Origin of the sequence: Oikeobacillus pervagus, from assembly GCF_030813365.1 — a bacterium.
Taxonomy (GTDB): Bacteria; Bacillota; Bacilli; order Bacillales; family DSM-23947; genus Oikeobacillus; species Oikeobacillus pervagus.
The window spans coordinates 43,741-63,484 of record NZ_JAUSUC010000003.1 but is presented as its reverse complement, the minus strand read 5'-3'; the positions used below and the strand labels follow the sequence as shown (position 1 = coordinate 63,484).

The 19,744-nt window shown below is 35.0% G+C and carries 22 protein-coding genes and 1 pseudogene; 10 read left to right on the top strand and 13 right to left on the bottom strand.

Annotation, left to right across the window (positions count from 1 at the left end; all coding sequences use genetic code 11):
• Window positions 1-14 precede the first annotated feature (14 nt).
• Window positions 15-290 (top strand): adhesin, encoded by a 276-nt coding sequence (locus tag J2S13_RS02065; protein WP_307256025.1) that lies wholly within the window; start codon window positions 15-17, stop codon window positions 288-290.
• 764 nt (window positions 291-1,054) lie between these two features.
• On the opposite strand, the gene J2S13_RS02060 is transcribed toward J2S13_RS02065, so the two are convergent.
• Window positions 1,055-1,603 (bottom strand): short-chain dehydrogenase, encoded by a 549-nt coding sequence (locus J2S13_RS02060; protein ID WP_307256024.1) that lies wholly within the window; start codon window positions 1,601-1,603, stop codon window positions 1,055-1,057.
• 57 nt (window positions 1,604-1,660) lie between these two features.
• Here J2S13_RS02060 and J2S13_RS02055 point away from each other — a divergent pair, with 57 nt between their 5' ends.
• Entirely contained in the window at window positions 1,661-2,074 is a 414-nt protein-coding gene (locus J2S13_RS02055; protein WP_307256023.1) for a hypothetical protein, read from the top strand.
• A 47-nt stretch (window positions 2,075-2,121) separates the two neighbouring features.
• Here the strand turns inward: J2S13_RS02055 and J2S13_RS02050 are convergent, their stop codons facing one another.
• From J2S13_RS02050 to J2S13_RS02040, 3 genes are read right to left on the bottom strand one after another with little or no spacing between them, the layout of a single operon-like run.
• Complete coding sequence (locus J2S13_RS02050) at window positions 2,122-2,778, bottom strand: ABC-2 transporter permease (protein WP_307256022.1); 657 nt, start codon at window positions 2,776-2,778, stop codon at window positions 2,122-2,124.
• Window positions 2,762-3,631 carry an ABC transporter ATP-binding protein gene (locus J2S13_RS02045; RefSeq protein ID WP_307256082.1) on the bottom strand — a complete coding sequence of 290 codons (870 nt, stop codon included), beginning with the start codon at window positions 3,629-3,631 and terminating at the stop codon, window positions 2,762-2,764. Before J2S13_RS02045 ends, J2S13_RS02050 begins: the two co-directional genes overlap by 17 nt.
• A gap of 11 nt (window positions 3,632-3,642) precedes the next feature.
• The gene (locus J2S13_RS02040; protein WP_307256021.1) at window positions 3,643-4,017 is read right to left on the bottom strand and encodes a GntR family transcriptional regulator; all 375 of its coding nucleotides are present in this window, start codon (window positions 4,015-4,017) and stop codon (window positions 3,643-3,645) included.
• A 719-nt stretch (window positions 4,018-4,736) separates the two neighbouring features.
• On the opposite strand from J2S13_RS02040, the gene J2S13_RS02035 reads away from it, so the two are divergent.
• Entirely contained in the window at window positions 4,737-5,735 is a 999-nt protein-coding gene (locus tag J2S13_RS02035) for a permease (protein WP_307256020.1), read from the top strand.
• A gap of 13 nt (window positions 5,736-5,748) precedes the next feature.
• A complete protein-coding gene (locus tag J2S13_RS02030) occupies window positions 5,749-6,654 on the top strand; it encodes a TIGR03943 family putative permease subunit (protein WP_307256019.1) in 906 nt (301 codons plus the stop codon).
• Window positions 6,655-6,904: 250 nt separating this feature from the next.
• Here J2S13_RS02030 and J2S13_RS02025 read toward each other — a convergent pair whose 3' ends face one another.
• The gene (locus J2S13_RS02025) at window positions 6,905-7,660 is read right to left on the bottom strand and encodes a class I SAM-dependent methyltransferase (protein WP_307256018.1); all 756 of its coding nucleotides are present in this window, start codon (window positions 7,658-7,660) and stop codon (window positions 6,905-6,907) included.
• A gap of 341 nt (window positions 7,661-8,001) precedes the next feature.
• Here J2S13_RS02025 and J2S13_RS02020 point away from each other — a divergent pair, with 341 nt between their 5' ends.
• On the top strand, window positions 8,002-8,838 hold the full coding sequence (locus tag J2S13_RS02020) for an MBL fold metallo-hydrolase (protein ID WP_307256017.1): 837 nt from the start codon (window positions 8,002-8,004) through the stop codon (window positions 8,836-8,838).
• Window positions 8,839-9,003: 165 nt separating this feature from the next.
• On the opposite strand, the gene J2S13_RS02015 is transcribed toward J2S13_RS02020, so the two are convergent.
• From J2S13_RS02015 to J2S13_RS02000, 4 genes are all read right to left on the bottom strand, one after another.
• Window positions 9,004-9,984 (bottom strand): SPFH domain-containing protein, encoded by a 981-nt coding sequence (locus J2S13_RS02015; protein ID WP_307256016.1) that lies wholly within the window; start codon window positions 9,982-9,984, stop codon window positions 9,004-9,006.
• A 33-nt stretch (window positions 9,985-10,017) separates the two neighbouring features.
• Window positions 10,018-10,773, bottom strand: coding sequence for a TPM domain-containing protein (locus tag J2S13_RS02010; RefSeq protein WP_370873933.1), 756 nt, complete (start codon window positions 10,771-10,773; stop codon window positions 10,018-10,020).
• A gap of 26 nt (window positions 10,774-10,799) precedes the next feature.
• Complete coding sequence (locus J2S13_RS02005) at window positions 10,800-11,828, bottom strand: TFIIB-type zinc ribbon-containing protein (protein WP_307256014.1); 1,029 nt, start codon at window positions 11,826-11,828, stop codon at window positions 10,800-10,802.
• A gap of 70 nt (window positions 11,829-11,898) precedes the next feature.
• Window positions 11,899-12,576, bottom strand: a complete 678-nt coding sequence (locus tag J2S13_RS02000) for a PspA/IM30 family protein (protein WP_307256013.1) — start codon at window positions 12,574-12,576, stop codon at window positions 11,899-11,901.
• A 682-nt stretch (window positions 12,577-13,258) separates the two neighbouring features.
• Here J2S13_RS02000 and crcB (J2S13_RS01995) point away from each other — a divergent pair.
• A complete protein-coding gene (gene crcB, locus J2S13_RS01995; RefSeq protein WP_307256012.1) occupies window positions 13,259-13,624 on the top strand; it encodes a fluoride efflux transporter CrcB in 366 nt (121 codons plus the stop codon).
• Between the two features lie 5 nt (window positions 13,625-13,629).
• Window positions 13,630-14,001: a fluoride efflux transporter CrcB gene (crcB, locus tag J2S13_RS01990; protein ID WP_307256011.1), complete on the top strand. Its 372-nt coding sequence runs from the start codon at window positions 13,630-13,632 to the stop codon at window positions 13,999-14,001.
• 74 nt (window positions 14,002-14,075) lie between these two features.
• On the opposite strand, the gene J2S13_RS01985 is transcribed toward crcB (J2S13_RS01990), so the two are convergent.
• From J2S13_RS01985 to J2S13_RS01975, 3 genes are all read right to left on the bottom strand, one after another.
• Entirely contained in the window at window positions 14,076-14,717 is a 642-nt protein-coding gene (locus tag J2S13_RS01985; RefSeq protein WP_307256010.1) for a class I SAM-dependent methyltransferase, read from the bottom strand.
• 185 nt (window positions 14,718-14,902) lie between these two features.
• Window positions 14,903-15,331 (bottom strand): DoxX family protein, encoded by a 429-nt coding sequence (locus J2S13_RS01980; RefSeq protein WP_307256008.1) that lies wholly within the window; start codon window positions 15,329-15,331, stop codon window positions 14,903-14,905.
• Window positions 15,332-15,381: 50 nt separating this feature from the next.
• Entirely contained in the window at window positions 15,382-16,167 is a 786-nt protein-coding gene (locus J2S13_RS01975; RefSeq protein WP_307256007.1) for a dioxygenase family protein, read from the bottom strand.
• A 204-nt stretch (window positions 16,168-16,371) separates the two neighbouring features.
• Here J2S13_RS01975 and J2S13_RS01970 point away from each other — a divergent pair, with 204 nt between their 5' ends.
• The 3 genes and pseudogenes from J2S13_RS01970 to J2S13_RS01960 all read left to right on the top strand — a co-directional run bounded on the left by J2S13_RS01970 (window position 16,372) and on the right by J2S13_RS01960 (window position 18,515).
• Window positions 16,372-16,914 carry a helix-turn-helix domain-containing protein gene (locus J2S13_RS01970; protein ID WP_307256081.1) on the top strand — a complete coding sequence of 181 codons (543 nt, stop codon included), beginning with the start codon at window positions 16,372-16,374 and terminating at the stop codon, window positions 16,912-16,914.
• A gap of 720 nt (window positions 16,915-17,634) precedes the next feature.
• Window positions 17,635-17,777, top strand: a pseudogene (locus J2S13_RS01965) (IS4 family transposase); the annotation flags it as partial.
• Between the two features lie 204 nt (window positions 17,778-17,981).
• A complete protein-coding gene (locus J2S13_RS01960; RefSeq protein WP_307256006.1) occupies window positions 17,982-18,515 on the top strand; it encodes a GNAT family N-acetyltransferase in 534 nt (177 codons plus the stop codon).
• Window positions 18,516-18,733: 218 nt separating this feature from the next.
• Here J2S13_RS01960 and J2S13_RS01955 read toward each other — a convergent pair whose 3' ends face one another.
• Entirely contained in the window at window positions 18,734-19,246 is a 513-nt protein-coding gene (locus tag J2S13_RS01955; protein ID WP_307256005.1) for a DUF3231 family protein, read from the bottom strand.
• Between the last annotated feature and the right edge of the window lie 498 nt (window positions 19,247-19,744).

Genomic DNA, 19,744 nt, shown 5'->3' with positions numbered 1-19,744 from the left:
AGGAGGAAATTGACATGAGAATTACAGATGAAGCGAAACAACTCTTACAAAATGTTTTTGATACAAAGGGTGTAGAAGGAATTCGCCTTACGACAACGGCGGGTTGTTGTGGTCCACAAATTGCCTTAACGATAGATGCCCCACAGGAATTTGATAGAGTACAAACGATTAATGGAATTAAAGTGGCCTTTGATCCGGCAGTAACAGGAACAGAAGAATTAACATTAGATAGAGAAGAAAATCAAAATGGGGTAGGATTGGTTTTAATAGGTGGAAGCAACTGCTGCTAAATATTCGATTGACTAACAACGTTTCACCGAAAAAATAAATCACCCTTTGAGTTAATGGCGGGGTGATTTATTTTCACGAATACCGATTCCCTTCAAGAGAACTAGGCTTTTGTATAGGCCATAGGTGAAGCAGCACTTGATGTAGGGGGAGGAGAAGAGGGACTTTTTTTACCTGATTCAATATTATTCATATGTAGTGCATATATACACGGGAAATAAGCATAAATTTTGGGAAATGTGCAAATATCCACTGAACTAGTGCAAATAACTCCAGAAGTAGCGCATATCCAATTGGGAAATAGGCATATGTTAACGGGAAATAAGCAAAATCCCTAAAATGCTAGCCCCACACTTGTTAGAATAAGTTGTGTTCCGCATAATAGCACATACTCACGTGGAATATTCATCGATTTTGTGAAAAGAACATGTAAACATTCGAAAGCAGCCTTAAAATAATACTTTCTAATAACTAGATTTTCTATTCTGTCTCACTATTAAAAGTTTACTTATAATATGAGACCAGGAATAAATGACTTCCTATAATATATATTATGTAAACTAGAAAAAATCTTATTGTTTAGTTAGGTGGTTCCCCTCTCAAGTTCTGTCCAATGAAATGAATTTGGTGCACAATCCATTGTTAGCTTTCTTATTGAGAAATGACTACGAACAGAAAAACGTCTAAATTCAAACGAGATACCAATAAATTCCTATAATTCAAGAACAACTTCTCAAATGCTTCATGAATGTCCGTTTTTATTGTTTTATGAGTGCTTTTCCCAAGAGTCAATTTGTCCAATGGTTAGTATTTTATTTCTTTTCTTAATAGCTTCAATTACCCCATCAGAAATTTCCTTATTTGTTAACCACCTTGAACGGGAACCATCTATTACAAAACCCAACTGAACTTGATAATATGAACAACTTAAAGTCATTGTAACTTCTCTCTCAATTCTTTTTAAATCTGAACTACTGCCTAAAACGTGGAATAACTCCCATTCACTTTTACTAATTGAAACCTCTTTCGCTATTATTTTAAGTGCATTTGGAGCAGTCGAGTGAATCCATGCTATTACAACATCAATAGCACCATTTCTATTTATTGTTGCATGCACTTTCTTTTGCAATTCATCATGATCACTATAATCAACAAATAGTGGTGTGATGTGACTATCTAAGTCCGTCTGCTCTATTAAATCCTTCATGCGTTTAGAATTTCTTGCGATGATTGAAACATGATACCCTTGGTCTAATAACCAGAGTGATACCCCTGATAACATACCTGTTCCACCAACTACTAATGCGTGTTTCATTTATTATTTTCCTCCTCATTATGATACAATTTTTATATTAACTAAGAAGGTGATTATGTGAGCTCAACAAAATTACTACTAGAAAACAATAATGGAGGTTTCTTATTTAAAAAAGATTTCAGCCAAGAGCGCAACTGGCGTTCAGATAATTGTTATAAATTTATTTACTCCTTTAAAGGAACTATAGATTACCAAACGCACAGAAGTCAGATTACCCTTAATAATCAACAATTTATTTTATTCAACCCCAAAGATGAACATAAACAATTAGCAATAGATGACAGGAAATTATTAATTGAATTAAACCCTTCTTTTCTTAGTGAGGTTTCTCAAGCTCTATATCCTATTCACCATGATATTCAGTTTGCTACAAGTACCCAGAAAAACTTTCAGATAACAAATTGGTTTAAGTTCGTATTAGATTTCTCACAACTTGAAAAAGAAGACATAAGATCCATGGAAATCTTTTAGTCACTTATGCCTCAAAATCTTATTCATTACAAATCCCTCTTTTAATTTTAAAATTCTCTTTTCCTATAAAAAGTTAATGAAATAAAGTATGAGCAAATAAGAATTAGAAGCAGTAGAACCATCGATATTATTAATATTACAATATCTGATCCATTGCTCAAGAAAGTCATTATATCTTGACTCAACATCAATTTATTGTTTTCGCTTAAATAACTTACCAATCCAGTTCCTCCAAATACAAATACGAAGAAAATAATTAAGTTAGCCATTTTCGCTTTTATAAAGCCATACTTAAAAATTAAAGGAAAAGAAATCGAGCAAAACAAAGTAACGGCAATAATTGCACCAATAAGGCCAGTAAAATTAAAAGGAATATCAGGACGAAGATTTAATAAGTTTATAATCAAATTGACCAGATAAAATCCCAGAATTGCATACGCAGCATAAATATAGATTGACACGTATTTAGATAAAACAATGATAGTTCTCTTGATCGGTAAGCTCATTAGAATGATATCACTATTATTCTTATCTTCTAATGCACTTGCTCCTAAAGCTAATTGATATGTTATAGCCAATACTCCGATCGTCAATCCAGCTGGCCCAATATTTGAAAGTGTGAAAGTAAAAAAGATTATTAATAAAACAGATAATTTTATAGCTTTCTTTTGCATTAAGATATCCTTTTTAATGAGATGATACATGATGATCACTCCTTCTCGTATAAAACACCATAATATCTTCTAGTGTCGGTTTTTCAATCTTTATGGAATCACCAAATTGTTTCATTACTTCTTTTTTATTTTTACTTAACGCTTCGAAGCCAAAATCATTTTGTTTTAATCCAATAAAGTTCCTTTGATTATTATTATTTAATTGTTTTTTACTCCCTTTTACGATATAGTGTTCATCTAAAAGTTCATCCTTTGTTTTGCTCAATATAATTTCTCCATTATTAATTAAGGTGATAAAGTCGGCAATTTTGTCTAAGTCGGAAGTAATATGTGTCGAAAAGAAAATTGACTTGTTTTCATCTAGTAACAATGACTGTAAAACATCTAATAGTTCAGATCGAATAAGTGGATCTAATCCTGAAGTTGGTTCATCCATTATTAAAAGTTCAGCTTGATGTGAAAGTGCAATGGCTAAAGCGAACTTCATCTTCATCCCTTTTGACAAATGCTTAATTTCTTTATTTAAAGGGAGTTCAAAGTCTTTAGCGTATTTATTGAAAATTCCTTCATCCCATTTGGTATAAAATGGACTTATGACATCCTTCATTTCTTTTACAGTTAATTCTTCGTAAAAATGATTTTCATCATAAACGAAACCAATTCTCTCTTTAATCGAGATATTATTTGATTCGTTGTCTAAACCAAAAATTTTAATTTCACCACTATCTTTCCTTATTAAATTCATAATAAGTTTTATGGTAGTACTTTTTCCGGAACCATTAGGACCAATAAAGCCCATTATGTACCCTTTTTCAAGGGTAATATTAATACCTTTCAAAGAAAAATCTTTATAGCTTTTGGATAAATTGTTAATTTCCAAAATCTTATTCACCTTTACCACCCCTCATAAATTATTTTGAGCATATCTTGCATCTCTTCTAAAGTTAAGCCCACCAGTTTTGCTGTATTGATTGCTTCAGTCATTTTTTCTTCAATTACTTTTACTTTGGTTTCACGGAACATTTCTTTGTTGATTGCTGCAACATATGAACCTTTTCCGGCAATAGTAACGATAAATCCTTCTTTTTCAAGCTCATCATAGGCTCTTTTGGTTGTAATAACACTAATTTTTAGTTCTTTGGCTAAATTCCTAATTGATGGGAGCGATTGTGATTCTTCCAGTTCTCCCTGAACGATTTGTTCTTTCAATTGATCTACTATCTGTAAATAAATTGGCTCATCTGAAGTGTTTGAGATAATAATATTCACTACATAACATCCCTCTTTTGTTATATCTGTATATAATCAGTATATACAGATATAACAGTAATGTCAATCTTATATAACATTTTTCACCTTGAAAGTAATTTAATGGTTTAAACAATAAATTAAGACCTCCAGTTATTTGAAGGTCTTAATTTATTTTAATTGCAGTATTTATCTGAAAATATGTAAGTTCTACATATTGTCCAATGCTATTCGAATTTTGAAAACATGGTATTCTGTTTCATAGAGGACACTTCTTCTCGTGAATGTTTGGTAGCACATCCATTTTACAAGAAGGTGTCCCTTTTTGTGGTCTTTTTATGGAAGATTATGCGTAATCAATACGCTTGTCTCTTCATTTTACTCATATTATTAACAATGACTGATATCCTTTTGGGATTTTTTGAAATAAAAGATTCATGTTTTTACAAGAATAATCATAATAATATTATAGAGTTTAAAACGTAATCGTTACGACTTATTAAAAGATTGGAGTGATAAAACATGTAGCCATTTCTGTTCTATTAATATCAAGTTTATCACTTAGTCAAGAACAGAAGAAAGTATGCAGAAGAATTTAAAATCAATAAAAACTGCTTCAATTGAGTAAAACCGCTTTTAGCCCAACAAAAAGCAAGAATGACAGTGCAGGCCATTTTTTGTACATACTCTTATTAAAACTCTTGTATATTTTATTGATAATACTTATTTTGGAGGTTTATATGAATCGAATTCTTAGTCATCATATCTTAGATTTAACAGGGATGATCCTCATTGGTTTAGCGCTAATGTTGCTTTCCTTTAGTTTTCAATTTAAACTTCCCATTGATTTCCCCCCTTCTCTGTTAAATCTCAACACGGTTTTTCTCAGTATTTTAATAGAGGCCTTCCCTTTTGTATTAATTGGGGTTTTGATTGCTGGAATCATACAAGTTTTTGTGACAGAAGAATCTATTCAACGGTGGATTCCTAAAAATCGGTTTATGGCGATCATTATGAGTTGCATTGCAGGTGCCTTATTCCCTGCCTGTGAATGTGGGATTGTTCCTATTGTCCGCAGACTTGTAGGAAAAGGAGTCCCTATTCATGCGGCCATTGGATTTATGCTAACAGGCCCGCTTATTAATCCAATTGTCATCGTTTCTACCTACATGGCCTTTGGAAATGATATTAAAATGGCAGGATGGCGGATGGGATTAGGATTTTTGATTGCCATTATTATCGCTTTTTTTGTCAGCATGTTTTTTAAAGGCAACCAACTAAAATCCCCCGCCTACTTAGAAACGTCACACTCCCATTCTAAAAAGGAAGCTTTTTCAAAACGATTTTGGGACATGTTAATTCATTCTATTGACGAGTTTTTTGATATGGGGAAATATTTAATCTTTGGTGCTTTTTTAGCTGCTTTTGTACAAACTTATCTTTCCGCCAAAACCTTTCTAGAAGCTGGAAGTGGAGCAACCTCTTCCATTGTCATCATGATGGGGGTCGCATATGTTTTATCCTTATGTTCTGAAGCAGATGCCTTTATCGGTGCTTCCTTCAGTAGTATTTTCCCATCTTCCGCTATTTTAAGTTTTCTAATCTTTGGGCCCATGATGGATTTAAAAAATACCCTCATGATGCTGAGCGTATTTCGTTTCAAATTTGTCATCGGGGTGTTGACTTTAACCATTATGACGATCTTTATGACAATCACGCTGTTACAAGGCTTTTTATAAGGGGGAAAAAATCGTGAAATTTCACGTACAGCAGGCGATTAGAGCGTTTATTTTACTTGCCTTTTCGATTTTACTTTTTAAATTGTATTTCACTGGTGACATGACGAAATTTATCAATCCTAAATATGTATGGTTAAGTCAGTCCGCGGCTGTATTATTTTTAATCTTGTTTATCATACAAGTCACACGAACATGGACGATTGAGAGTCGCCATGAACACCATTGTCAGCACCATGACCACGACCATAGCTGTTGCCATGATCATGGCAGTTCTCCTTTTAATCATAAAAAATTAATGGCTTATACGGTCATTATTTTCCCGCTACTCACCGGGTTTCTACTCCCTCCAAAGGTACTTGATGCCTCTATTGTTGATAAAAAAGGAGGGATGGCAGTTTTAACAAAACAAAAGCAAATAAAGAAAGAAAACGAGGAAATGAATCGGAATCAAGAGGAACCTATCATAGAGCATTCCAAAGTCATAGAGCCGAAGGAAATTACAGAAAAAGAATATGAACAAATAAAGCAAAACTTAAAAGAAACGGCCGCTATTAAAATGGATGATCATGTATACTCTTACTACTATGAAGAAATAAATTTGGATCCTAATAAGTTTAAAGGCAGAGAGATCGAATTAAAGGGGTTTGTTTATAAAGAAGATGAATTTAAACCGAATCAGTTGGTAATCTCTAGATTTTTGATTACCCATTGTGTAGCGGATGCCAGTATCATTGGATTTTTATCAGAGCTTCCAGAGGCCTCTAAACTTGAGGAAAATACTTGGATGGAAGTTAAAGGCGTTTTAGATATTAGCACTTTCAATGGGGAAGAGATCCCAATGATTAAAATCAATAAATGGACAGTCATTAAAGAACCAGGAGATCCTTATCTATATCCGATTACTGTGAGAATTTTATAATTGAATGATGACTACGGGGATGAATCGGGCTAGCATAGGCATAAACTCCCATAGAAAGACGACCAAGAAAGGACACCCTCTTGTAAAAGAGTATAACTCAATATGTACAAGAAGAGGTGTCCTTTGTAAAACAGAATACGATGCTCGATTTGAACTTACAGGTGATGAAGATCCCGCTAGAAAGATACTTATGATAGACTCGTTCTAAGGACTGAATGATCTTTCAAAAAAGTCACTCACTATAACGTAACTATTTTTTTACAGCTTCATATGTGATTATTTGATTTTTATTCGTTGGAAATGTATTAAATTGATAATTCGAAGATACCACGACATCTCTAAACCCTATGTTCTTTAAAATAGATCGAAACTCTTCAACCCCATACCATCTCAATGGGAAGTATTCCAGTTCCGTATCGACTAATTTAGAATGGCGCCATTTTTGATATTTGTTATGAGTCACCGTAAATTGATTTATTTGATCTACATCGACCAATATCTCTTCTAAAGTAATGGAATCCCCCTCTTGATTTTTTATCATTCTAGTAGAAACATATCCTGTCTGAAAAGACTCGGGAAGGAAGAGATCTAAAATTAAACGTCCCCCCATCTCCAAGTGTTCATAAAAACACCTTAATGCATTGAGAGAATCTTCTCTTTGATGTAATAAAAGGAATGATCCCGTGGGAACGATAATCGCTTCATACCTTTGCTCCAATGAAAAATCACTCATATTTAATTGGGACAAACGGGGAGATAAACCTCGCTCTGCACAATGTTTTTTACATAAATTAAGCATGTCCAGAGAGAGATCAAACCCTTCAATATTCAGACCTTTTTCCAGTAAAGGGATTAAGATACGTCCATTACCAACTGCCGGTTCTAAGATTCTCCCTTTAATATCTTTTAATCTTTCCGAATAATACTCTACATCACCAAATGATTTTCCAATAAATTTATCGAGATCATATACTTCTGCAGACAGTTTACCGTAAAAACTAACCAATTATTTCAGCACCACCTATATAACCGTTTCTATTGGTTATCTCAGATTTTCACAATAAAATCAAGTAAATATTCAGGATTATTGAGGTGAACGAATGAAGACCTTTTACTTGTTTTCACCTTAATTCAATGGTAAAACAATGATGGCGGAACGTTTGTTCTTCTATAGCACTTTTGATCAATTGAAAACCATGAATCATTCTGTATCTTTTTTATTTACAACTGTTGGACTACACACTTTTGCACTACCTATAAAATTGGTATTCTCTTTAGTTAATGAATGAATAAAGATTCATTTTATGCTAAAATTTAGCAAAAGGAAGATCCTGGAGGAGGTTTTTTATGTTATTAAAGAAGAAATTTAAACAAGAGTCGATCCATGGGGTGCAAATAGGAAACGGTACCATTAGATTTCAAGGAGTAAAATTAAATGTTCATTGTTTTGTTGTAGATGGTGTATTAATTGATACAGGAGCAAAATCATTAGAAAAAGAATTTAAACGATTTTTTTCACAACAGGATATCGATCAAGTGGTGATTACGCATTTTCATGAGGATCATACCGGCAATGCAGCTTTTTTACAAAAAGAACTTCAGCTACCCGTTTATATGAATGATAAAATGCTTGATTATTGTAAAAATGAGCCGGACTATCCACTGTATCGGAAATTGTTTTGGGGGAAGCGCCCCCCCTTTCATGCTAAGACAATTGGGAAAAATTTTTCTTCCCAAAACGCTACATGGGATGTAATTGAAACACCTGGTCATGCTATTGATCACTTGGCATTTTTAAATCGTGAAACAGGGCAACTTTTTACTGGGGATTTATATTGCCAAGAAAGGACAAAGGTCGTTTTACGTGAAGAAAGCATTCCAACCATTATTCAATCCTTAAAGAAAGTACTAACTTATGATTTTGGGGATGTGTTTTGCTGCCATGCAGGCTATTTAGAAGATGGTCGTGCTTCCTTACAAAAAAAGCTAGATTATTTGTTAGAGCTTCAAGGGGAAATTATTAAGCTTTATGAAGATGGAGTATCACCCAGTCAAATGAAAAAATCCCTCTTTCCTAAAAAATATCCCATCATCTTTTTTTCATCCGGAGAATGGGATTCTTTACACATTATAAACTCGATTATACAAGAACATATCAACCATAAAAAACAAATCATCATGTAATAGAAAAATCTAAAAACCTCATGTCAGTTGAATCTCCCTATATAAGTATAAATGAATAAAATAGATGTTAGGGAAGATGAAGATTTACTTGAATTCATAGCTTCTTCCATTAAAATGTGAAGCCCCCATGTGAACATTGTATGGATGAGGGCTTTTCTTTCCTATTTATCCTAAGCGTTGACCACAATTGGAACAAAAGTTGCCTCCGCTCGTTTTTGTTCCACAATTAGGGCAGAAATTTGGCCTTTTCTTCCCTTCCATTGAGGGTTCATTGGAAGAGCTAGGAGGTGTTTGTGATTGAGTTTCATTCATATTCTTCATCATTTCCTTGGCCATTCCCATGCCCATCATAATGCCGGCCATATCAGAAGCCGCTCCTCCCCCTTTTATCTTTCCGGAAGAGATGCCATCTGTCATGGAAACTTGTTGATAGCGACTCATATCTCCAATCATCCCGTGGGAGGCCGTTTTCGTAATCATCTCCCGAATTTCTTTTGGATAATTGAAACTCATAATATTGAATCCTGTGATAGTCAATCCACTATCCATAATCTCCATATCTAAGTCTTCCCCTATCCCTTTGGCAATGTCGAAAGCATTGGCCTGAAGGTTGAACATATCTTTACCCTCTTTTGTAATCCACTTCATTAATAGCTGGTCAAGGATGGCTGTGATTCGGATTTTTACATCTTCAACTAGATAACTATTTTTCACACCAGCTATCTTATCCATTAACGTAATATAGTCATTGACTTTAAATTGAAAAGTACCGTTCGCGCGGATCGGCAAGCCACCAGGTAATTGGGGTGTTGGAATATGAATCGCGTTTTTCGTTCCCCATTTTACCGTGAACTCCTTCGTGTTCACGAACATGATTTCTACCCGCATACCACTATTAAATCCGAACTTAAAGCCCTTTAATGTGGATAAGAAGGGAATGATCTCTGACTCAATATTGTAATCTCCTTCATCTGTAAAGATTCCTTCAATTTTCCCGTTATGAAAAAATACTGCATCCTGACCAGGTCGAATGATAAGTCTGCTCCCTTTTTTTATTTCAGTATTATTCCATTTCCAAAATATCATATCATCACGAAACTCATTCCATTCAATTACATTGGATAATTGATTTCTAAAGAAACCCATTGATCTCCTTCCTTTCTAATTCATCGTATTCTATCAAAAACTTCCTCGACTTCCACTATGCGAGTGACCACCACCTGTAATACCACCTGATCCCCCTTTACTATTATTCTTAGGTTTTTTCCATTTCGTTGTGGACGTCCGGATGTATTGGTCTCTTCTTTCGAGAACTTTGGAGGTTTTAGGGTCCTCATATGTTTTTTCATGAATGGTCACTTTTCCCCCTGAATTATAGGTCATCAACCAAACGACCCCACCTCCCATTCCAATGGAGACGGCCAGTTGAAACCAAAGCTTGAATAAAATATTTTCTGGATCTACTCCAGGTTTTATCCCCATATAACGATCAGCTGTTGTGATAAACGTTTGAAAGGCGTCAAAATAATTTTTTGCTGATAAATCCGATGTAATTTTATCGCGAATTAAATCAAGACGGTGACGATCTAAATAGGTCTTGGCTTTGTAAAAACCAGCTAAATAGATTTCCCTATGAGACATATCAACCGTTAAAATAGCTGTGTTACCATGTTTTTGATCATAGCCTAACCCCTGTTCATCATAGAAATCTTGCATATATTTCTCGACATCTTTTTTCTCCTGATTCTTTGTCGTTAAAATGATAAAATCCGTTTCCCTTTTGACACTATATTTTTCAGCCATCTCCTCTAATTGAGTCCTCTCTTTTTGATTCAATAGATTGGCCTCATCATAGACTCTTTGTTTTGTCGTAGTGGCAGCTGTTGCGTTATTTGTGAAAAATGGAAGCAATAAGAACAGTGTGAAAACGGCCATTATTCGCTTCCTTCCATTCTTGCTTTTCACCAAAGACCGCCTCCCATCAGAAATGCTAGGATCTTCAGAGTGATGAAAGTAGTAGCGGCAATTCCGGTGAACCAACCCGCTACTTTTGCATAACTTATGGGGGGTTTTCCAACAATCTTTCCGGTCTGACCATTCATCGCAAAAGTATGTTCCGATTGATCATAATCATAATAAAACATCCAAACTGGAAATAGGACATATTCGCTGTGTTGATTCTTTGTTTGAATCTTATTGGATTGATATTCAATGGTGGTATATCCCTTCATCGTGGAGCGAACATAAGAATCAATGAAATTTTTCACTCTTGATTTGACTCGTGGGAACAGCTGTTGATCATTATAATTATATTTTTCAGCAATATAACCTGCTAAATAAGGGGTTTTAAAATCCTTTAAATCTTCATAATGAAACGGCTCTAATTTATCCATGATGTCATCATTCATTTTTTCGGAAGCGTCTACAGGAACTTTTTTATAATCTAGATTAATTTTACGATATACATCGTAATACTTTATTTCTTTATAAATATAGTCCCCTCTTGTATACTCCCTTTTTTTAGTGCAGGTCGCTTTGACCTCCACTTGACTGTTTAGATCATATAGCCAAAATGGTACGTACATTCCAGTAATTCCTTTAATTCGATTGGCTTCCATGAATTTATTAGGGGTCAATTTCCCATTTTTACACCAATTTCGAAAGGCTTTCTTCGCCTTTTCTTTGCTAATCGTAAAGGGAATGACTTTGGCAGGGGCTAATGTTCCAGATATACGATCTGAAAGAACAACTCCTGCACCACAAAAGTTGCAATGAGTCGCCACTGTATCAACATCAGCTAGAATGACGGCACCACAATTATTGCAATGATATTGTTTAGCCTCATCCTCCGAAAACGTAGTTGTAATATGTTGATCAGGGAAAGAATCGATATGATCTTGTCTCCCACAGCTTTGACAAGAAAGTGTCCCTGTTTCACTATCAAACCCCATGTCGTCCCCACAATTAGGGCATTTATAATGAATGACCATAATGATTCACCTCTTCGTCCTTTACACTTCATTAGGAAAGCTGTAGCCAAAAGCTACAGCTTTCCAACTACTATTCGTCTGTTTTTATCTGCATTTTAAGAGCTGCTAATTCATCATCAATGCTATGATGGCTTTCATATTTAGTCATTAAGTCTTCAAGATCATCTTTGGGATTAGAATTTAATTCAGCCATGGCATTCGCTTCATCTAAGGCTTTATTCACTTTTTCCTCCATTTGGGCAAATGCAGACATGGAATCATTTGTCCCAGTTATGGAAGATGAAATTTTATTCAGTCTTTCTTGTGTTTTGGCCACTCTCATCTTTCCTTTAATCATGGATCTTCGTGCTTCCAATTCCCTAATATCTGAAACAAGTTTATTGTGCATCTCTTTCATACGTTCTGCATTGGCATCAGCTAAACTATAGGCCTCCTGTAATTCCATTTGTTTTGCTGTTAAGGAAGCCTTTCGTTCTAAGAACTTTTTAGCATCCTCATCATTTCCAGCCTCCACGGCTTTAATGGCATAAATCTGCAACTTTTCAATATCCGCTTTGCATTCATTTAACGCTCTCTTCGCCCTTTGTCTTTCCGCCATGACAGAAGCGGTTTCGGCTTTCACTTTTCCTAAGTCACTATTTAGATTGCGCATGTATTGATCAATCATTTTTTCAGGATTTTCAGCCTTATCTAGCAAAGCGTTAATATTGCTGGCCATAATATCTTTAAATCTTTTTAAAATACTCATTGAGGACCCTCCTATATTACTGTAATAATATATATACCGATTTAATCGAAAAAAGGATTCATTTTTCAAAAAGAAAATTGTGAATTATCTGCAAATAGTCACTGCATGTCTTGTTGCAACGGAAATTGCCCATTCAGATTGATGTACTTTTATTTTCAATCGCTATTTATTTGAAAACAAAAAATCCCGCTTGGAAATTTCAAAGCGATATCCTAATTCGTTCTAAACATACATTTTCGGGGATATAAAATTTTTTACCGATCAAACGAACGACAGGAACAAGCTACACTGAATGTTCAAAAATCTAGTTACTAGTACTTGTACTTTTTGATATGATAAGACAGTAATAATCTCATGACAACAGGATATTCAGAAAGACTTTACATTTAGACCAAACGCCAAAATAAATCGAACATAATTTTCAGTTTTCATAGCAAGGGGCTCAATGATTTTCTCCTCCCAATCTCCAATTATGTGCCAATCAAATATCTCATTTATGAGTGCAAATTGGGGATCGATGGGAAAGCAGATAGAAACTACTCAATGTATTTTGATTATGAATACCCACGTGGTAAGGACTATTCAGTTTGGAAAGATGATCAAGGACGTTTAGGTTTTTATCCAAAAAAGAAGGACTTTTGATTGGGGTACCCGTTGTGATTTGGCGAAAGGAAGTGAAATCATGACTTATATATTAGTAGGGGTTGCTGGTGCGATCGGAGCTATCTCTCGGTATATGATTGGACTATGGTTAGTTTCAAATAATCCATTCCCACTTGCGACATTGATCACGAATCTATTTGGTTGTTTTTTATTAGCTTTTCTATCCGCTTATTTTTTAAAAAAAGTATCTTTGCCAACTTCTTTTATAACGGCCATCCAAACAGGGCTTATTGGTTCTTTTACGACATTTTCAACTTTCAGTGTGGAAACAATCCAATTATTCCAAAATGGGGAATTTCTATTAAGCACTCTTTATGTTTTGACTAGCCTTTTCGGGGGATTATTTATGACTAAATTAGGATTATATGTAGGGAAGGAGGCATAATGTGTATGACATTTCTACAAATTTTATTGGTAGGGATAGGTGGATTTTTGGGCGCGGTTGCTCGTTATTCTATCAGTTTACAACTAAGCAGTCGCTCCTCCTTCAAAATTCCAATGGGGACTTTAACCGTCAATTTAGTCGGAGCTTTCCTATTAGGGATCATCACTGGTGTTCATGTGAATAGGATAACGTTTCTTATATTTGGTATAGGATTTCTAGGCGCATTTACGACCTTTTCCACTTTAAAATTAGAAATGACAAGATTACATAAGAACGAAAAGAAAAAGACATTTTTTCTTTATACCATGATCACCTATGGATGTGGTCTACTTCTCGCTTATATTGGATACTGGGTTGGGCATCTTCTTTCCTATTGAATGGATCATTTGACACCATACGAACAATTGTGCTTAGGTGAAAGGTCGTTTAGGGAGGATAGGCTCATTTCTATCTATCGTTTTATTGAATCCATTATCCAAACAAATTTATTCCAACGCTTGAAAGTAACAGAAAACCCGTTTTTTTCAAGGATCATCTGTAAAAATGGAATCGTGGAATAATATTCAGATTGTAGATCCTTTGCAAGTGCAAGGCAACCGCTAGACTTTGCCTCTTTTATCGCCTGTTCATATGCCTCTTTTGATGGATACATGGTATCACCAAATACTACTTTTCCACCTGGCTTTAATAATTTGGCGTATTTGGCAATAGCTATTTCTTTCTCCTGATCGGTTAAATGGTGAAATGCATAGGTGCTGACAATTGTATGAATGGAATCAACAGCAGGAAAATGTAAAAAATCTCCATCTAAAATAGGAACTTTCCCTGCTAATTTTTTACGAGCAATTTCTCTCATAGCTTCGGATGGTTCAATGGCCGTAATGTTATGTCCTTTTTTCATCAGGATTTCAGTTAAGTTTCCAGTGCCTGATCCGAATTCTAGAACATGACCATTTGACAGCTCAGCTACTCGGTTTAATATTGAGCGGTACCCTTTAAACACTTCACTATATTCATTTTCTGAATCCTCCGCCACTGTATCATCATAAGAGTCTGCCCATTCTTCAAATATCTCCAGAAATTCTCTTCCCATAGTAATCCCTCGCTTTAATTATATTAATTCATATACGTATAGTATGAAATAGACGAACAAAAGTACCATGATATTGAAAAATTCCTCTGCTCGTAAATATCAGACAATATGTCCGAATGGGTTTTCTCTATTTACACAAAAAAACATTCCTTTAAATGGAATGTTTTTTTGTGAATTTTTCCTATTTAAGCGGTTTTCTCTTTTGAAACTTCTGAGGACTTTGATTTAAATAATATTTGATCTAATGCGAATAACCTACTATCACTAATCATAATGGAAATGGCCATAACTAAAAAAGCTAAATCTAGTTCATATCCAGACATTTGTCCATTCCCTAAAAATCCGGCTGCTAATTTTACTTTTAAGATAGCACCTATCATAACAAGTGCAAATAATGCGGAAACGAATCTGCTGCCTAAACCTAGAACTAAAGCGATTCCCCCAACAAGTTCTAATAAGGCTATTCCATAGGCTATGCCCCCAGGTAACCCAATACTTTCAAACCAACCTACAATATTTTCGATCCCCCCTTGGAATTTTACAAATCCATGGATAAAAAATGAGATCCCTAAAAAAACACGTAATATGAATGTTCCTATTTCATATTTTTTCATTTATTTTCCCTCCGTATTTGAACTACTTCATTTCTAAATGCATATGTCATTCAATCGAATTGCCAGACACTATGGCTAAGGTTCCCATAACGATAACTGCGGTGTAATAATTTCGCGGTTTTTTGTTGATCTGCTGCTCCCATCGCATAAAAAATAGGGATAAAGTGTTCGTTTCCATATGGTGGCACAGCTAAACTTGCATTCGGGGCCAAAGAAGCATACTTAAACAATGATTCAACATTCCAATTTTTTAATTGGAGTTCTAACCATTCGTCAAATTCAATGGCCCATGAATCAATAGAGTGATGGTCATCTTCCATCATTTTTATGGCTCTTAAATTATGAACCGTTCCCCCACTTCCGATAATTAAAACATCCTTTTCTCTTAACTTGAACAAAGCTTTCCCAATTTTATATTGCTCATCAGGCGGAATCATTGGATTCACGGACATTGAAATAACTGGTATATCTGCATCTGGATATAGTAATCGTAAGATAATCCAAGCTCCATGGTCTAAACCACGTGTGGTCTCCTCTTCAAACGGAATCTCTTCCTTCGTGAATAATTCTTTCATTTCTTGAGTGATTTTTTTATCACCTTTAGCGGGGTATTGAATGCGATACAAACTTTCTGGAAATCCCCCAAAATCATAGATCGTTTCATATTGATCAACATTACTCACTTTTTGGATAGGAGATATCCAATGAGCAGAAAATAGAACAATGGCTTTTGGTTTAGGTAATTTGCGACCTAGCGAATGTAGAAATTGTGTATACACATTGTTCTCAATCGCAATTAGAGGGGCACCATGTGAAATGAAAAAAGACGGTAACATTGTATTTCCTCCCTTCCCTTTCTCTTCAATAACATCTTGTGAAACCACTGCAATGAAGTTCCATAAATGAGACAAACCCATCAATTGTTTCGCTAAATGAATATTTGTTTTTTACAGAATAACAACAAAATAAGTCGGTTGTCAATAAGTAAATTTCTAATATATAATAAAGTTATCTATTAAGAAACATATGAGGTGGTCAGACTGGATATTGGTGGAAAAATTCGTGAGGTACGTAAAAAGAAAGGATTTACCATTGCTCAAATGTGTGAAGCGACAGGACTGTCAAAGGGATTCATTAGCAACGTTGAGAACAATAACACTTCTCCTTCCATTAGTACGTTGCAAACGATTAGTGGATTTTTAGGGGTTCCTTTGCCTTATTTATTGTTAGAAAAGAAGGAACATATGCATGTTGTGAGGAGGAATGCAAGAACCTACTCATCTTATAACAACTTAAAAGTAGAGATTCTTACGAATATAAGTGGATTAAGAATGATGATTGTCGAATTTCCACCTGGTGCCTCCATGGGGGAGCCCAATGTACATGAAGGAGTCGAATGTCATCTCGTTTTGGAAGGGAAAATTCTTGCTGAACAGGGAGAGGATTCAATCATTTTAGAAGAAGGCGATTCTTTTAGTTGGAATGCATGTGTCCCTCACTTTGTGAAAAATATCAGTGAAGAAAGTGCTCGTGTATTGATCGCGGTTTATTCAGATTCCGATCTTCAGGATGTTTTATCGTAGAGCCTAACGTAATCAGGTTAGAGAATTGAGTCAAAAAGATAGTTTGGGTGTTTTTACCCATCCCCCCGAAAAGGTGGAATAAGGAGAACTTCACTTAAAGATTAGGGAAATTCTCCTTAAACATTGCTTACTCTGTTTCTGATATTAGGTTTAATAGTGCTAATTCTTGAATGATTGCATCCATGTCAACAGACGCTTGTTGATAATTAAACTCGTATCTTCCATACAAGTTAATATGTTGCCATGTAACTGGGGATTAAATTGTTTTTTGTTCATAGATATAACGCTTCACACCATCGGATATGAAACCATTCGGCAAATCATCTGAGTGATATTGTCCTAACGCTTTAATCTTATTAAAAGCAGTGTTCATAAAATTCACTGCTTTAATTTATGGGTCATTTGGTGAAGGAGCTACGAAATCAACCTGCAAAAATATTGGTCTTAAATAACGTTTAAATCGTCGTGCCTTCTGATCGATCTGTTCCCATTGGAAGGCAGTTTCATCATATTTTATATTTGTAGTAATCTGTTTCGCTATGGATTACAGTTTCTAACTTCCAGAATAGTAAATGCACGGTCTTGAATATCCTAAAAGGGAGTATTGGCAGGAATATGATCATCAGTGAATATTTTAAGCAGTTCCCCTGCTTTTTCTATGTCTCGATTACTCTCTGTATAGCACTCGTAAACTCGTTCTTTTGCTGCTAATTTAGACCCCTTAAGCTATATCTGTGTCTTGTGTTTATGGAAAAAGAAACTTCCTACCCCGAAAAAGCAGTAATAACAACTGCTAAAGAACATGACCGTGGTTACCTAGATTACGAACGTTTTGCCGTATGACCGATGATGGCTACTTTTTTAAACGCTAGTATTCGGGAATTTTACAACTTGGAAGGTGTGGTACATTTCAGTGGCCGTAATCATCATCACCCTTTTCAGAATTGAATACCTCTTAAACTGTCCACTCCCCTTCTTTATTTCCTTTAAAAATGCATTTAATAATTCACATCTTTTATCACTTATCCTTATAATTTGTTATAATATTCCATACGAGGAGGATTTGTATGATAAAACTACAACCTTTTACTAGAGATGACTATAATGAATTAATCGCCAATATAGACTCAAAAAAAATGTTGCTTCAATGGGGAGGACGTGCCTTCAAACATCCATTAAATACCCAGCAGCTCGATAATTACTTGAGTAGCAATACTAGAATTATATTTAAAGCAGTAAATGATTTAAATTATTCTATTGGGCACATCGCACTGCAAGATATCGATTTTCAAAACAGGACTGCTCGAATTGGTAAAGTACTAGTATTTAATAATACCGAAAGAGGGAAAGGATACGGATTAAGGATGATCCAATGTGTTCTAGAGTTAGCTTTTAAAAAATATGATCTTAATCGAGTAAGCCTAGGGGTTTTTGACTTTAATGAGCCTGCTATTCGTTGTTATGAGAAGGCGGGGTTTGTAAAGGAAGGGTTATTAAGGGAAGTATGTAGATATGAAAATGAATTTTGGAACCTATACGAAATGGGTATCTTGAAAAGGGAATGGATAATTCTTAAAGAAAAGTGCAGTGAACAAAAATAGATTCACTCCAATGTCTTTATAATTAGTGATTTTTTACGGATATTCCAGCAGACACATAGAATTTCGGAAATATTAAGACTGGAAAATAAACATTATAAAAAAGCTGTAGACTCGTCTAACAACAAATTTAGTTTCGGATTTCTTTTTAAAACAAAGTGGGAGGCTGTCTCATAGTGGAAGAGACAGCCGTTGTTCATGTTTAAAATTTGTTCTCAGGTTTAACAATCCTTTGCTTTGCTATAATGCAGAGGTGGCGGTATTAACCAGCCTTTTTCTTTATTAAGTCGAAGTACTTTTGCACCAAGAGTTGCCTTTTGAACATGGAATTGTCCAAACATCATTGCAATATCTTCGCGGATAGATTGCCCCATAATTTGGCTACAGGCAACTAATCCCGCTGCAATATTCATGGAAAGGGACTCAGCTATTTCAGGATCTTGAAAACGAGCCCCAGTTGGAATATCTTCTAGACATGCTTCAGGTCGATCAGGAGGAGTTGGAGGTAAACCGACACCATTCTCCTTTAGAAGTGTCTCAATTTGTTTAATTTCTTGTTGTCCACCTTGGATGGCTTCTTCAAGTAATTTACGTAAATCTTCATCCCCCGTATGATTTAGGTGGGTTTGACAACCCGCAATTAAACCTTTTGCTGTCATCAAGAAAGACCAAGTACTAAATACTTCACCATAATGCATAGGTTCATCTTTCGGATTTCCACTTAAAATTCCCATTGCAATCCTCCTAATGATCTTCATCTGTAGTGCCACCCCATTTCGTGCACAATGTTAGGGTTGCCGAAATATCTCATTTCATAGTTCATTTATTTAGCTGAGTCCAAGTTCCTTTTTCTTCATATGTTTAATAAAGAAGGAACATATGTATGTTGTTAAAAAATGCAAGAACCTATTCATCCCAACACAAATTAAAAGCGGGAATTTGTGTTTTGATAAAACAAATAATGAACTAAAGACGATTAGGGAATATTGGAGAATATGAACAATAAAAATGCCTGACCATTCCTCATAATGGTTAGGAATGAGGAAAAGATGCCATTTTTTATTTGCTTCTGTGGCGAATTTAGATGTAGAACCCTATTAGAAGTTAAAACTAATTTCGTCTGAGAGCGAATCTCAGACAATAGAAAAATGGACATTATTTTTGCAAGAATCCTCTATATCGAGCAAATGTTCTATGATAAACTAGAAGTAAAGATAAGTAGGCCTTATCTT

What these genes read in the sequence shown, in the direction of transcription:
- J2S13_RS02065 (WP_307256025.1), top strand. Translation starts at nt 15, where the DNA reads ATGAGAATTACAGATGAAGCGAAACAACTCTTACAAAATGTTTTTGAT.
- J2S13_RS02060 (WP_307256024.1), bottom strand. Translation starts at nt 1,603, where the DNA reads ATGAAACACGCATTAGTAGTTGGTGGAACAGGTATGTTATCAGGGGTA.
- J2S13_RS02050 (WP_307256022.1), bottom strand. Translation starts at nt 2,778, where the DNA reads ATGTATCATCTCATTAAAAAGGATATCTTAATGCAAAAGAAAGCTATA.
- J2S13_RS02035 (WP_307256020.1), top strand. Translation starts at nt 4,737, where the DNA reads ATGAATCGAATTCTTAGTCATCATATCTTAGATTTAACAGGGATGATC.
- J2S13_RS02020 (WP_307256017.1), top strand. Translation starts at nt 8,002, where the DNA reads ATGTTATTAAAGAAGAAATTTAAACAAGAGTCGATCCATGGGGTGCAA.
- J2S13_RS02015 (WP_307256016.1), bottom strand. Translation starts at nt 9,984, where the DNA reads ATGGGTTTCTTTAGAAATCAATTATCCAATGTAATTGAATGGAATGAG.
- J2S13_RS02010 (WP_370873933.1), bottom strand. Translation starts at nt 10,773, where the DNA reads ATGGCCGTTTTCACACTGTTCTTATTGCTTCCATTTTTCACAAATAAC.
- J2S13_RS02005 (WP_307256014.1), bottom strand. Translation starts at nt 11,828, where the DNA reads ATGGTCATTCATTATAAATGCCCTAATTGTGGGGACGACATGGGGTTT.
- J2S13_RS02000 (WP_307256013.1), bottom strand. Translation starts at nt 12,576, where the DNA reads ATGAGTATTTTAAAAAGATTTAAAGATATTATGGCCAGCAATATTAAC.
- crcB (WP_307256012.1), top strand. Translation starts at nt 13,259, where the DNA reads ATGACTTATATATTAGTAGGGGTTGCTGGTGCGATCGGAGCTATCTCT.
- crcB (WP_307256011.1), top strand. Translation starts at nt 13,630, where the DNA reads ATGACATTTCTACAAATTTTATTGGTAGGGATAGGTGGATTTTTGGGC.
- J2S13_RS01985 (WP_307256010.1), bottom strand. Translation starts at nt 14,717, where the DNA reads ATGGGAAGAGAATTTCTGGAGATATTTGAAGAATGGGCAGACTCTTAT.
- J2S13_RS01980 (WP_307256008.1), bottom strand. Translation starts at nt 15,331, where the DNA reads ATGAAAAAATATGAAATAGGAACATTCATATTACGTGTTTTTTTAGGG.
- J2S13_RS01975 (WP_307256007.1), bottom strand. Translation starts at nt 16,167, where the DNA reads ATGTTACCGTCTTTTTTCATTTCACATGGTGCCCCTCTAATTGCGATT.
- J2S13_RS01960 (WP_307256006.1), top strand. Translation starts at nt 17,982, where the DNA reads ATGATAAAACTACAACCTTTTACTAGAGATGACTATAATGAATTAATC.
- J2S13_RS01955 (WP_307256005.1), bottom strand. Translation starts at nt 19,246, where the DNA reads ATGGGAATTTTAAGTGGAAATCCGAAAGATGAACCTATGCATTATGGT.